The organism is Hymenobacter perfusus (assembly GCF_003944765.1).
In the GTDB taxonomy this organism is placed as follows: domain Bacteria; phylum Bacteroidota; class Bacteroidia; order Cytophagales; family Hymenobacteraceae; genus Hymenobacter; species Hymenobacter perfusus.
This window is the reverse complement of the sequence record NZ_RWIU01000005.1, coordinates 1-12,451: the sequence shown is the minus strand read 5'-3', so window position 1 is coordinate 12,451 and position 12,451 is coordinate 1. Positions and strand designations below refer to the sequence as shown.

Here is a 12,451-nt window from a genome sequence, read left to right as displayed (position 1 = left end):
GACTTGGTTTTCATTTTACCCTGGGCTACGGCCGAGCCGGTAGTGAGCGTGAGGGCCAGGGCCAGGGTAGAGAGCAAGTGCTTATTCATTACAGCGAAGGGTTAGGGTGAGTACACTGATTGAGAGAGTGCCCGCCTTCTACGCTAACCTCAACAGAAAGGATATGGGTAGCTGCTTGTGGGGCCTTGGGTGCGTGGCGAAGAAAACAAGTACGGCAACGTGAGTAGGCGGCATTCACTTCTCTCCCGGCTAGAGCGTAAAGCTCGGATCCAGCAAGTTGGGATGGTACAGGATGTGCCCCACTACAACCATAAGCGTGACAATGGCAGGTAATGCTTCAAGCCCGGAACAGCAGTACGCAGGCGTGATACCCGACGAAATAATTGGCGGCTGTTTGTGCGTGCATGAAGATAGAAGAAGCACTTGCAGTCTCATGTAGCATGCAGTATTTCCCAAGTGCTTTGGCTAGCGGCTGGCAACATATCCGGTGCTGCCTACTGCCCTCGTGCGGTGCCGATCGGCTGGCCTTGTAAAGCCCGAGCCCAATGACTGATGCACCCACAAAGAAAGCGCCTTCGACTCTGGTGCAGAATCGAAGGCGCTTTCTTTTAGTGGTCGCGCTAGGAATCGAACCTAGATCTAGAGCTTCGGAGGCTCCCATACTATCCGTTGTACTACGCAACCCGGTAGTGAGGCGCAAAACTAGCCAGAAAACCTGCTGCAGCCAAACCTGAAATGCCATTTTCTGCAAAATCCTATACCTGCCGGAGGTAACCTTCCATGGCTCAGGGCAGTTAGGAGAGGAGTAAATTCTCTCATCGACCCTCATTTTATGGCAAGCACCGAAAAGAAGACGTTATACACCGCCGAAGCATCGGCCATTGGCGGCCGGAGCGGCCACGTTCGTTCTGCCACCGGCATTATCGACCTGGATATGTCGGTGCCGGAAGGGCTGGGCGGCAAAAAGGGCGCTACCAACCCTGAGGAGCTATTCGCGGCCGGCTACTCGTCCTGCTTTCAGCAGGCCTTGCTGGTCATTGCGCAGCGGGCCGGTGACAAACTCGATCCGCAGACCGAGGTGAAATGCTCGGTTTCTTTGTTTCAGGAAGGTGAAGGATACGGCTTGTCGGCTATTCTGGACGTGGACCTGAAAGCATTTGACCGGGAGAAAACCATTGATATGGTACGGCAGGCGCACAAAATTTGCCCGTACTCGGTCGGAACCCGTGGTAACATGGAAGTAGAGCTACGGGTACAGGGAGAACCCCTGCCCGTACATGCCGAGGAAAACGCCGGAGTAGCTGAGAAAAGTAACGCGTAGTTTCCGCGAGTGAGCACAAAATAACCGGTCCGGCTACCTGTAGGTGGCCGGACCGGTTATTTTACGCGTGCCCTATCTGCAAGGCAATACACTGTTTCAGGGGGCCAGTGGGCTGCCCGATTTGGCTGTCAGCCAGTCGGCCTGAACCGGAAGGGCATAGAAGGTGGCCACGGAGTTGGTATAGCGAATATTGTGAATAGACTCGGTGCGCTGAAAAATAACTGGTTTATGGGCCCCCAACGGTACCAGCATCAGGCCGGTGCGCGCTGACTTTACGCCGTAGCGGTTGTCCATCACCGTATCAAAGTAAAACAGGTACTGGTTTACCCATTTGAAGTACGACTTCGGCTTGGCCTCCGTGGAGGTCAGTACGGTGAGGTCGTCGTTATCGGTAGCCAACGCCTGCCGGAGCTCTACCGCGTTGAGCGGTGTAGGGCCGAGCATGGGAATAATATCGGCCTGCGCATCCACCATTACCCACTTGCCCAGATCGGGGAGCCAGGCTTCAGCCAGAGCGTGGCCGGCAGCGGAGGATTTGGTTTGCACATTTTCGGCCTTCAGGTACAAGGGCCGAGCCGGAATGCCCACGGCATTGAAGGCCGCCGCCAGCACCAGGCCATACTCTACGCACTGCACCAGTTCGCCGGCCTGGGCCGCCTTCAGAATTGCAAACGGATCCTGCGACTTAAACACTTTGTGGCCATCGTGCTCCAGCCGGAAGTGCACCCATTGGCACAACGCCCGGGCACGGCCCAGGTCGGTGGCTTCCTTTTCTACCACGGCTGTCAGACCGTACATCTCCCGGAACTTCGTCAGGTACTCCGACTTGGGGGAACTGAACAGAAACGGGTATTCTACCGGGTCCAGCGTGGTTAGATAAGGGTAGTCGGGGCCGCCGGGGGCGGTAACCGGGCTTTGCGCCTGCGCGAGGACACTAATGCTGAAGGCAGCTAGAAAAAGAGTAAACGTCTTATTTATCATAGGATATATCCAGTGAATTGCTCTAAACGCAGGCTTCACCCCCAAGGTTTAGGAATCGGGCAAACAAAAACCCGCCCAGTACGTACCGGGCGGGTTTTGGCAAATAAACAGTTTCCTGATCGGAAAGGCTAGGCAATATTCTGCTCGGCCAACACTTCTTTTACTTTTTGGGCGGCATCCTTCAGCAATACGGCCGAGTACACCTTCAGGCCGCTCTCATCAATGATGCGGGCTCCTTCTTCAGCGTTGGTGCCCTGCAGACGCACGATGATGGGCACGTGAATGTCGCCGATGTTCTTGTAGGCTTCTACCACCCCATTCGCCACCCGGTCGCAGCGCACGATGCCGCCGAAGATGTTGATGAGGATGGCTTTCACGTTCGGGTCCTTCAGGATGATGCGGAAACCAGCTTCTACGGTCTGGGCGTTGGCTCCACCCCCTACGTCGAGGAAGTTGGCCGGCTCACCGCCGCTCAGCTTGATGATGTCCATGGTAGCCATGGCCAGGCCGGCACCGTTCACCATGCAGCCCACGTTGCCGTCGAGCTTCACGTAATTCAGGTTCGAGGCCGAAGCTTCTACTTCCAGCGGGTCTTCCTCGTTGGTGTCGCGTAGGGCCACGAAATCCTTGTGGCGGTAGAGGGCGTTTTCGTCCAGCGTTACCTTAGCGTCAACGGCCAGGATCTTGTTGTCCGACGTCTTCAGCACGGGATTGATTTCGAACATGGCCGAGTCGGTGTCGTCGTAGGCCTTGTACAGGGCGGCTACGAATTTCACCATCTCCTTAAAGGCCTCGCCCTCAACGCCCAGGTTGAAGGCAATTTTGCGGGCCTGGAAGCCCTGCAGACCTACGCGCGGGTCCACATGCTCGCGGTGGATTTTCTCGGGATGCGCCTCAGCTACTTCCTCGATGTCCATGCCACCCTCGGTGGTATAGATGATAACGTTCTTGCCGGTCGCACGGTCCAGCAGGACGCTCATGTAGAATTCCTTGGTTTCCGACTCACCGGGGTAGTACACGTCCTGGGCAACCAGCACCTTGTGTACTTTGCGGCCTTCGGCACCGGTCTGCTTGGTCACCAGCTGCATGCCGATGATGTTCCCGGCAATTTCCTGCACCTGCTCCAGGTTTTTGGCGAGTTTCACCCCGCCCCCTTTGCCGCGCCCGCCGGCGTGAATCTGCGCTTTAATCACATACCAGCTGGTGCCGGTCTGCTCAGTCAGCTTTTTGGCGGCTTCAACAGCTTCTTCCGCCGTATCGGCCACGATGCCTTCCTGCACGCGTACGCCGTAGCGCTTCAGAATGTCTTTGCCCTGATACTCGTGAATGTTCATAGAGGTCAGTTAAGGGTCAGTTATGGGGGTGGTTTGCTGCCGCGAAAGTAGGCAGAAATGAGTTGATATGAGTTATGTGTTGCCAGTTACCGGTTCTCAGTTGCCGGTTGTGCGTTGTCAGTTGATGGTTCTCTGAACAGGTAACCCGAGACTGGCAACACGCAACGGACAACTCAACTCACTTCCCGTACCATTCGGCCATGACGCGCTCGGCGGGTTTGTGCTGGGGGGTGAAGTCGAGGTGGCGGCGGGCCGAGCCGTCGGGCTGCAGGCCGGGGTACCACTTCCACACGAACAGGCCCTTGAACCACTTGCGGCCCCAGAACGTCTCGAACATGGCAGCGTAGCAGGCCGCTTGGGTAGCTTCGTCGGGAGTGGTCAGCACGGCCATGCGGTCGGGCCAGGCCCAGGGCTCGATGGCTGCGTCGGGGGTAGTTTTGTAGCCGATTTCGGTGAAGACGACGGGCTTTCGGTAACGTTTCTGCACGGCTTCCAACCGTCGGAGCGGGGCTTGCCAGGCTTGCAGCAGGTTATCTTTAGAAGGGCTATTGGTGGTACTGAGCGGGAAATACGCCTGTACCCCGATGAAGTCCAGCGCATCCCAGAAGCGCACCTGCTCAAACTCTCCGCTCCAGTTGGCGGCGTAGGTGAGCGGGCCGTGGTACACCGCCCGGATCCGGCGGATCAGCTGCCGCCACTGCTGCTCGTGGGCCGGGCCGCTGGCGTGTTCCAGCTCAGTGCCGATGCACAGGCCTTCGAGGTGGCCGGTTTCCGCCAGATGGGCGTAGTGCAGGATAAATACAGAGTAGCTGGCAAACCACGCGTCCCAGTCGGCGGCGGAGGTCATGTTGATGTCGCCGGGCCAGGTGCCGCCGTTGCGCAGCCACAGGTGGGGCTTGAGCAAAGTACGGATGCCCTGCTGCCGGGCGCGCTGGGCCGTCAGGAGCACGCCCCGGTCACCCTCGCCCCAGTAGTGGCGGTTGCTGCCGGTGTTCAGGCGCACCTCGGGCACGGCCGCGCCGGGCTGCCACCCGAAGGGCGTCTGGGCAATCCAGGTGACGTGGGCCCGGCGCAGCGGCTCCAGGTCGAGGGAGGAAACTGAGTCACCGGCTACCCAGCTGACGCCGCGCAGGCGGTCATCAGTGGGGAGGGCGGGAGTGGCGGGCGGGAGTGGGGGAAGCTGGGAGGCGACCGGCCGGGGCCGCAGCATCCATAGCATGCCCGCCAAGATTAGGGCCATCGGCAGCAGCCCCCACACCAAAAAGCGCGAACGAAAAGCAGGCATCAAGACAACCATAAGAAGCGGAAAGATAGGCTGATTCGGGACGCTGCGGCGCGGCGCGGCGCGTATTGTGTCGCAGGCACCACCGCAACGCCCGAGTTTACGTAGATTTGCTTGCCGTACTCCGGCTCCCACTACATCAAGTCCCGTTTTGCTGCAAGCCATCAACGTCCGCAAAAAATACAACACGCTGGAAGTGCTCAAGGGCATCGACCTGACCATTGAAAAGTCGGAAATCGTGTCCATCGTGGGTTCATCCGGGGCCGGGAAAAGCACGCTGCTGCACATTCTGGGCACGCTCGATAACCCCGATTCGGGGGAGGTGCTGTTCGATGGCGAATCGGTCAGCTCTCTGGGCCGCTCCGATCTGGCGCGGTTCCGCAACCGGCACATCGGCTTCATTTTCCAATTTCATAACCTGCTGCCCGAGTTTACGGCCCTCGAAAACGTGTGCCTGCCGGCCTATCTGGCGGGGCGCTCGGAAAAGGAAACCCGGGTGCGGGCCCGCGAATTGCTCGGGATGCTGAACTTGGAGCGCCGCGCCGACCACAAGCCCTCGGAAATGAGCGGCGGCGAGCAGCAGCGCACGGCCGTGGCCCGGGCCCTCATTAACTCCCCCGAAATCATCTTCGCCGATGAGCCCTCGGGCAACCTCGACTCGCAGAACGCTCAGGAGCTGCACCAGATTTTCTTTCTGCTGCGCAAGGAGCTGGGCCAGACCTTTGTAATTGTGACCCACAACGACCAGCTGGCCGAAATGGCTGACCGGAAGATTACCATGAAGGACGGCAACATCTGGGAAGGCTAACCAACTGGAACCTAGTACCGCTACGCCGCGTTTATAAGGCATACCTGCTTCGGTGGGTATGCCTTTCTTTATGTTATGACCTTGGTCACGCGTCCGTTCCGCCCCGGGCCGTGTAAAGTAACCCGCTGCTCCGTCTGAAGATGGAGTAGCGGGTTTTCTGTATCGGGGCCGGGAGGAAAGCCCGTAGCTGCTGCCACGGGAGGGTAGTAAATGCTAAAAATTAATTTTGGCTAAATATTTTGGAATATTATTTTGTAAATGCCTGATAATCAATGATAAAAATTGATAAAAAACCGCGTGTTTTTTGCACCTTTTCCGGGGTCGGTCCGTTATATTAGCGTAAACAAATACGGTACTACAGGACATTAACGGAAAGACGCCATGAGCGAAGCAACCAAGACCACCAAAGAGCAGGTTCGCAAAACCAAAGTTGAGAGCTACGACATCTCGCGCTCCGACGAAACGTTGCATCTGGCGACGGACCTGGCGAAGTTCATCAAGGATAATAAGCTCAGCACCACGGTGCAGGGCAAGGAGTTTGTGAACGTGGAGGGCTGGCAGTACGCCGGCTCCCGCCTGGGTATTGTGCCCATCGTGGACCACGTCATCAACGTTTCAAACGAGCAGGAAATTAAGTATCAGGCCAAAGTGACGCTGTTCGACATGCGCAGCGGCCACACGGTGGGGGCGGGTTTCGCCATCTGCTCGAATAAGGAGCAGGGTAAGAAGTTTTACCAGGAGTTTGCCATCATGAGCATGGCCCAGACGCGGGCCATCGGCAAGGCCTACCGCAACATTCTGGCCTGGATTATCCGCGCCGCCGGCTACGAGCCCACGCCAGCCGAGGAAATGGAGTATGGCGGCAACACGCCCACCGTGGCCCAGCCCGCCATGACGGCCGTACCCACGGCCACGCCTGCTCCGGTAGCTGCCGCCCCGGCCTCTATGAAAGCTGTACCTGCCGAAGCGCCTGCCCCAGAAGTGTCAGCCCCGGCTTACGCTACGGCCTCGCAGAAGGAAGAAATCATCCGGCTGCTGAACCACCCGGTTATCTCGCGCCCCGAGAAAACCAAGATGCTGCTCAACATCAACCGTCTGGACGAGGAGCGCGCCACCCAGGCCATTGCCAAGCTCAAGAAGGCCATCGACGACCGGGAAAACGGTCAGGCCGCTGCCGCTTAGCAGTTAGCTTCATGTTACCTATAAAAGCCCGTTGCCGCATGGTAACGGGCTTTTTTTTTGCCCGTAATGTTGGCCGGTCACTTCCTGCAGTAAGTGGGCGGTCCGTAGAAAGAGCTTCATGCTGAGCGCAGTCGAAGCATCTCTACCGCTTCGTTGGGGTAGTAATTGACTATCCTCGGTAAAGATGCTTCAGTGCCGTTCAGCTTGGTGGTTTGGAAAGGCACGAGAAACAGGACCCAGGTACTCCTACTGCTTTCCGGGGAAGTGCGCCGAAGCGGGGCAGCCGCTACCTTTGCGGTATGCCTGACCACGCCACCGACGACCTGCTGCACGTACTCCGCCAGACCTGGGGTCACGCGCAGTTTCGGCCGCTGCAGGAAGATATTATCCGCTCGGTGCTGGCCGGGCAGGATACGCTGGCACTGCTGCCCACCGGCGGCGGTAAGAGCATCTGCTTCCAGGTGCCGGCGCTGGCCCGGCCGGGACTGTGCCTGGTGGTGTCGCCGCTGATTGCCTTGATGAAGGATCAGGTGGAAAACCTGCGTAAACGTGGCATCAAGGCTGAGGCGGTGTATGCTGGCATGAGTCACCAGGAAATCGACCAGACGCTGGACAACTGCGTGTACGGCCCGGTGAAGTTCCTGTACGTGTCGCCCGAGCGGCTGCTGACGGATATGTTCCGGGCCAGGGTCGGGAAGATGAAGGTGAGTTTGCTGGCCATTGATGAGGCGCACTGCCTTTCGCAGTGGGGCTACGATTTCCGTCCGCCTTACCTCCGGATTCAGGAGCTGCGGGAGTTGCTGCCTGGGGTGCCGTGCATGGCCCTCACGGCCACCGCCACCGAGCAGGTGCGCCAAGATATTGTGGAGAAGCTGCATTTCGGGGCCTCGCACCGGGTATTTCAGCAGAGCTTTGCCCGGCCCAACCTGTCGTACTCGGTGTTGAGCACCGAGGACAAGCTGCGGCGGCTGCTGGAAGTGGTGCGCGGGGTGGGGAAGGATAAAACCAGCATCGTGTACGCCCGCACCCGCCGCCAGACCGAGGACACGGCCGCTTACCTGCAGCAGCAGGGCGTGGCCGCCGCGCCCTACCACGCCGGCTTACCGGCCGAGCAGCGCACACGCACCCAGCAGGACTGGATGCAGAACCGCATGCGCTGCATCGTGGCCACCAACGCCTTCGGCATGGGCATCGATAAGCCCGACGTGCGGTTGGTGGTGCATTTGGAAGCTCCCGATAACCTGGAGGCCTACTACCAGGAAGCCGGCCGCGCCGGCCGCGACGAGAAGTACGCCTTTGCCGTGCTGCTACAAGGCCCCAACGACGCCGACGAGCTGCGCCGCCGCACCCAGCAGAGCTTCCCGCCCCTCGATACCGTGCGCCGGGTTTACCAGGCCTTGGCCAACTTCTCACGCACGGCCGTGGGCGGCGGCGAGCTGGTAGCCTTCGACTTCGATTTGCAGCAGTTTGCCGAAACCTACCGCATCCGGGCGCTCGACGCGCACAACAGCCTGCGCACCCTGGAGCGGCAGGGATTTGTGCAGGTGAACGAGGCCGTGAACAACCCCGCCCGGGTGCACATCCCCATCGACCACACCGATTTGTACCGGTTTCAGGTGGCCAATGCCCAGCACGATAAGCTCATCAAAAGCCTGCTGCGCTTTCATGGGGGCGAGCTGTTCAGCGGGTTCCAGCGGATTTCGGAGAACAGCCTGGCCCAGCACCTGCGCCTGAGTGCCGTGGAGCTGCGCAAGATGCTGGTGTTTCTGCACCGTTCGGGCATCATCCAGTTCCAGCCCCGCCACGAGTCGCCCCAGGCCCTGTTCACCACCCCGCGCTACGACGCCGACAAGCTACCCCTCGACCAGAAGCACCTGCTCCAGTCGCGCGACCTGGCCCTGCACAAAACCGATTCGGTAATCCGGTACGCCGCTGGCAGCCGCTGCCGGCAACAGCTGCTGCTGGAGTACTTCGGGGAGCTGGACGCGCCGGCCTGCGGCGTCTGCGACGTGTGCCTGGCCCGCAAAAAGGCCCGGCAGACGGCCGCCCCGGCCCCGGAGCTGCGGGCGCAACTGCTGGCGCTGGTGCAGGCTACCCCCCAAACGCCCCGGCAAGTGCTGACCCACTTCACGCCCGCCCAAGCCACCCCGATTACGGAGCTGCTGCGGGAACTGGTGGAGCTTGGCGAGCTGCGCTATGCACCCGACGGCCGGCTGGTAGGGTAAGAGTCTGGTTGCTGGAGATGTGAGTCTGGATTCTGGACTAGCTACGGCTATCTGATATTATTGCGACGAAGTGGGAGAGATGCTTCGACTGCGCCTCCGGACACTGGCTCAATGCGCCACATGCTCAGCATGACAAAGCCCAAACGTGCGCCAAGCCGCCGGAGCTTGTACCTTCGGGCCGTCATGGCTCCAACTCCTTCTGCATCCGACCCGGCCACCCGGCCCATTGGCGTATTCGACAGCGGCATTGGCGGCCTCACCGTGGCCCGCGCCGTGAGCCGCGTGCTGCCCCAAGAGCGGCTGGTGTATTTCGGCGACACGGCCCACCTGCCCTACGGCGACAAAAGCACAGCCGCCATTCAGGCCTACAGCGTCAAAATATGCGACCTGCTGCTCAAGCAGCAGTGCAAGGTGATTCTTATTGCCTGCAACTCAGCTTCGGCGGCGGCCTACGAGCTGGTGCGCGAGTACGTGGGCTCCAAGGCGCGGGTCCTGAACGTCATCGACCCCATTGTGGCCCACGTGGGGCAGCAATACGCGGGCCGGACGGTGGGCCTCATTGGCACCAAGCAAACGGTGAACAGCAACGTGTACCGCAAGAAAATCGACGACCTCGACGCCGGGGTGGAGCTGCGCAGCCTCGCCACCCCGCTGCTGGCGCCCATGATTGAGGAAGGCTTCTTCGACAACAGCATTTCCGGCAACGTCATTGAAACCTACCTGAGTAACCCGGCCCTGGCCGATATCGAGGCACTGGTGCTGGCCTGCACCCATTACCCCCTCATCAAACGGCAGATTGCCGAATTCTACCAAGGCCACACCGAGGTGCTGGACGCCTCCGATGTGGTGGCCCAGCACGTCCGGCAGTACCTGGCCGACCAACTGCTGCTGGCTCCGGAAGCAGCTCTGCCGCCGCGCCACCAGTTTTACGTGTCCGACTTTACCCGCTCCTTCGAGGAAAGCACCCGCATCTTCTTTGAGCAGGAGGTACATCTGGAGCATTACCCGCTATGGGAGTAACCGCTATATTTATTCCTTTCCACCCGCAACCTCCTTTCCCAATGGCTAAACCTTATTACTGCCTCGGCGACTGGCGTCGCAATGTGTTACTGGTCACGGCGGCGGCCAGCTTAGGCCTGGGGCTGCCCGCCTGTTCCGATAACGCCGGTACCGCAGAATCGGCAGGGGAGGAGTGGACGGCCGATGACTCGTACTCGGAAGGTGTCATCACCGAAATGACGGAGGTAAAGCCCGACGACTGGAAAATCACCGCCGAACGGCCCGCTGGGAAGGAAGAAGTAGCCGCTATCCTGCACCACCTGGATGGGCGCGTGGATACGCTGCAGGGCCAGGCATTGCAGCGTCAGATGCAGGACTACTCGCGCCAGTACCCCGAAAACCGCGTCCGGAGTACCGGGATGATGGATGTGCTGATGTGGAGCGGTATCGGGTATATGGCCGGCCGCTTCCTCACGCCCCAGCCCAGCTACTACGCCAACCCCGGCCTGATGCAGCAAAATATGGGCTGGCGCAACCGGGTGGCCGATGAGCGCCAGCGTGGCTCCAGCTTCTTTGGTCGGGGCTTCACCGGCAGCCGCCAGTCGCCGACTTCCGTTGGTATCCGGCCCAGTACCACCGTTACGCGCAGCACCGGCTACGGCCGTAGCAGCATCCGCAGCAGTGCGCCCAGTTCCGGCCGTAGCTCGGGTTTCGGGAGCCGGGGTTACGGGGGCCGGGGCTTCGGGGGGTAAGCACAGCGTGTTCAGCTTTTCCGACGGACCTTTTTGCCATATGTTCCCGATTATCATACTGATATGAAACAGCCGCCGACAATCGAGCTGGTACCTTTGGCCGGCAACGTGGAACCCGCCATCCGGGAACTGGGCTGGGACTGGGCCGTGGAAGATGCCTGCGAAAACTACGTGGCCCGCGAAGCCGTTCGGCTGCCCGAAGCCACCGCCGACGAGTTGCTGCAAGCCGCCGACACGCTCTACGAGCTGCTGGTGCAAAGCATTCCGGACCCCATTCCCGACACGCTGCTGCGCGAACTGGCCATTCCGGAGCTGCTTTGGGAAGCCGTCCGTCACTCCTGGAACGACGACCGGCACTGGCACCTCTACGGCCGCTTCGATCTAGCCTCCACCCCCGACGGCCCCAAACTGCTCGAATTCAACGCCGACACCGCCACCAGCCTCCCCGAAACGGCCGTTATTCAGTGGGCCAGCCTGATGGCCGCCGGCTTAGCGGATGATGACCGGCAGGCCAATGGGCTGTTTGAAGGGCTCCAGGCACAACTGGCGCAGTGGCGGGAATTGAACCCCGATCTGGAGCCCAGCCTCCTGCTAGCGCATCTGCCTGGCAGCGCCGAAGATGCTACCAACTGCGCCATACTGGCCGAGGCTGCCCGCGAAGCAGGGTTCCTGTACACGCATGTATGTGCCGTGGATGCCATGCAGGTAACTGTAACCGGCGAAGATCGGGGCGCGTGGGCACAAACGGGGCCCGAGAAGTGGCAGCGTTTCAGTTTCCTGTTCAAACTGGTGCCGTGGGAACTACTGGCCGAAGAGGAACCCGACCTCACCCGCGACCTGACGGAATTGCTCCGCAGCCGTGACCTGATTATTGCCAATCCGGCCTACACGCTGCTGTTTCAAAGCAAAGTTATTCTGGCGTGGCTCTGGCAATGCTTTCCGCACCATCCGCTGCTGCTGGAAGCCAGTCTGGGAGAGATGCCGGGGCATCAGGTGCGTAAACCAGTGCTGGGCCGGGAGGGCCAGGACGTAGTAGAGTTGGGCGGGGAAACTGCCGGCTCACCAGTTCCTGAAGGCGACTACGCCACGCAACGGATGATTTACCAGCGCTTCGCCGAGTTGCCCTTCGATACCGCACACCGACGCTACCAGGCCGGTGTGTTCTGGGCCGGCTCCGGCTGCGCCATTGGTTTTCGGCGCGAGGCGGGCATTATTACGAACCTATCAGAGTTTGTACCCCACTTGTTAGGATGAGGGCTGCTGACCAGAAAGTATAGCTCCATATCTGCGCTAGCCAGATATGAGACCGGGCTTTTTCCTGTTTATTCATTTCCCGCTGTCTTTCGGTTAGCTACCCTGCTGTCACCAGTATGGGACTCTCCCAAAAAACCGTTTCGAATACCAACCCAAAAACTACGGTGTTGAGGCAGCGAAATAGGACCTAGAGCAGATTTCAGGTTAGTGTACATGGTAGCCACAATGGTCAAACCAGTTTTTTGCGTCCTGTTCGGTTATCCAGTCGATGGCAGTTTGGATGACGCTTTCCAGCGCCTCTCGCGTGCGAGCC

General features: G+C 59.9%; 10 protein-coding genes and 1 tRNA gene. 7 read left to right on the top strand and 4 right to left on the bottom strand.

The window, feature by feature from the left end:
- Positions 1–612 precede the first annotated feature (612 nt).
- Positions 613–684, bottom strand: a tRNA-Arg gene (locus EI293_RS14635).
- A gap of 148 nt (positions 685–832) precedes the next feature.
- On the opposite strand from EI293_RS14635, the gene EI293_RS14630 reads away from it, so the two are divergent.
- Positions 833–1,321, top strand: coding sequence for an organic hydroperoxide resistance protein (locus EI293_RS14630; protein WP_125439115.1), 489 nt, complete (start codon positions 833–835; stop codon positions 1,319–1,321).
- Positions 1,322–1,417: 96 nt separating this feature from the next.
- Here the strand turns inward: EI293_RS14630 and EI293_RS14625 are convergent, their stop codons facing one another.
- The 3 genes from EI293_RS14625 to EI293_RS14615 form a co-directional block, all read right to left on the bottom strand.
- The gene (locus EI293_RS14625) at positions 1,418–2,302 is read right to left on the bottom strand and encodes a transglutaminase-like domain-containing protein (RefSeq protein ID WP_125439113.1); all 885 of its coding nucleotides are present in this window, start codon (positions 2,300–2,302) and stop codon (positions 1,418–1,420) included.
- Between the two features lie 128 nt (positions 2,303–2,430).
- Entirely contained in the window at positions 2,431–3,636 is a 1,206-nt protein-coding gene (gene sucC, locus EI293_RS14620) for an ADP-forming succinate--CoA ligase subunit beta (RefSeq protein WP_125439111.1), read from the bottom strand.
- Between the two features lie 178 nt (positions 3,637–3,814).
- The gene (locus EI293_RS14615) at positions 3,815–4,921 is read right to left on the bottom strand and encodes a glycoside hydrolase family 113 (protein ID WP_125439110.1); all 1,107 of its coding nucleotides are present in this window, start codon (positions 4,919–4,921) and stop codon (positions 3,815–3,817) included.
- 148 nt (positions 4,922–5,069) lie between these two features.
- Here EI293_RS14615 and EI293_RS14610 point away from each other — a divergent pair, with 148 nt between their 5' ends.
- The 6 genes from EI293_RS14610 to EI293_RS14585 all read left to right on the top strand — a co-directional run bounded on the left by EI293_RS14610 (position 5,070) and on the right by EI293_RS14585 (position 12,138).
- Complete coding sequence (locus tag EI293_RS14610) at positions 5,070–5,726, top strand: ABC transporter ATP-binding protein (protein WP_110979954.1); 657 nt, start codon at positions 5,070–5,072, stop codon at positions 5,724–5,726.
- Positions 5,727–6,107: 381 nt separating this feature from the next.
- Positions 6,108–6,908, top strand: a complete 801-nt coding sequence (locus tag EI293_RS14605) for a hypothetical protein (protein WP_125439108.1) — start codon at positions 6,108–6,110, stop codon at positions 6,906–6,908.
- Between the two features lie 299 nt (positions 6,909–7,207).
- Positions 7,208–9,133 carry a RecQ family ATP-dependent DNA helicase gene (locus EI293_RS14600; protein WP_125439106.1) on the top strand — a complete coding sequence of 642 codons (1,926 nt, stop codon included), beginning with the start codon at positions 7,208–7,210 and terminating at the stop codon, positions 9,131–9,133.
- A gap of 183 nt (positions 9,134–9,316) precedes the next feature.
- Complete coding sequence (gene murI, locus EI293_RS14595; RefSeq protein ID WP_125439104.1) at positions 9,317–10,153, top strand: glutamate racemase; 837 nt, start codon at positions 9,317–9,319, stop codon at positions 10,151–10,153.
- A 41-nt stretch (positions 10,154–10,194) separates the two neighbouring features.
- A complete protein-coding gene (locus tag EI293_RS14590; RefSeq protein WP_125439102.1) occupies positions 10,195–10,884 on the top strand; it encodes a hypothetical protein in 690 nt (229 codons plus the stop codon).
- A 63-nt stretch (positions 10,885–10,947) separates the two neighbouring features.
- Positions 10,948–12,138 carry a glutathionylspermidine synthase family protein gene (locus EI293_RS14585; RefSeq protein ID WP_125439100.1) on the top strand — a complete coding sequence of 397 codons (1,191 nt, stop codon included), beginning with the start codon at positions 10,948–10,950 and terminating at the stop codon, positions 12,136–12,138.
- The last annotated feature ends 313 nt before the right edge of the window (positions 12,139–12,451 follow it).

Bases quoted from the DNA above. Each gene is read 5' to 3' on its own strand.
- EI293_RS14630 (WP_125439115.1), top strand. From the start codon at position 833: ATGGCAAGCACCGAAAAGAAGACGTTATACACCGCCGAAGCATCGGCC.
- EI293_RS14625 (WP_125439113.1), bottom strand. From the start codon at position 2,302: ATGATAAATAAGACGTTTACTCTTTTTCTAGCTGCCTTCAGCATTAGT.
- sucC (WP_125439111.1), bottom strand. From the start codon at position 3,636: ATGAACATTCACGAGTATCAGGGCAAAGACATTCTGAAGCGCTACGGC.
- EI293_RS14615 (WP_125439110.1), bottom strand. From the start codon at position 4,921: ATGCCTGCTTTTCGTTCGCGCTTTTTGGTGTGGGGGCTGCTGCCGATG.
- EI293_RS14605 (WP_125439108.1), top strand. From the start codon at position 6,108: ATGAGCGAAGCAACCAAGACCACCAAAGAGCAGGTTCGCAAAACCAAA.
- EI293_RS14600 (WP_125439106.1), top strand. From the start codon at position 7,208: ATGCCTGACCACGCCACCGACGACCTGCTGCACGTACTCCGCCAGACC.
- murI (WP_125439104.1), top strand. From the start codon at position 9,317: ATGGCTCCAACTCCTTCTGCATCCGACCCGGCCACCCGGCCCATTGGC.
- EI293_RS14590 (WP_125439102.1), top strand. From the start codon at position 10,195: ATGGCTAAACCTTATTACTGCCTCGGCGACTGGCGTCGCAATGTGTTA.
- EI293_RS14585 (WP_125439100.1), top strand. From the start codon at position 10,948: ATGAAACAGCCGCCGACAATCGAGCTGGTACCTTTGGCCGGCAACGTG.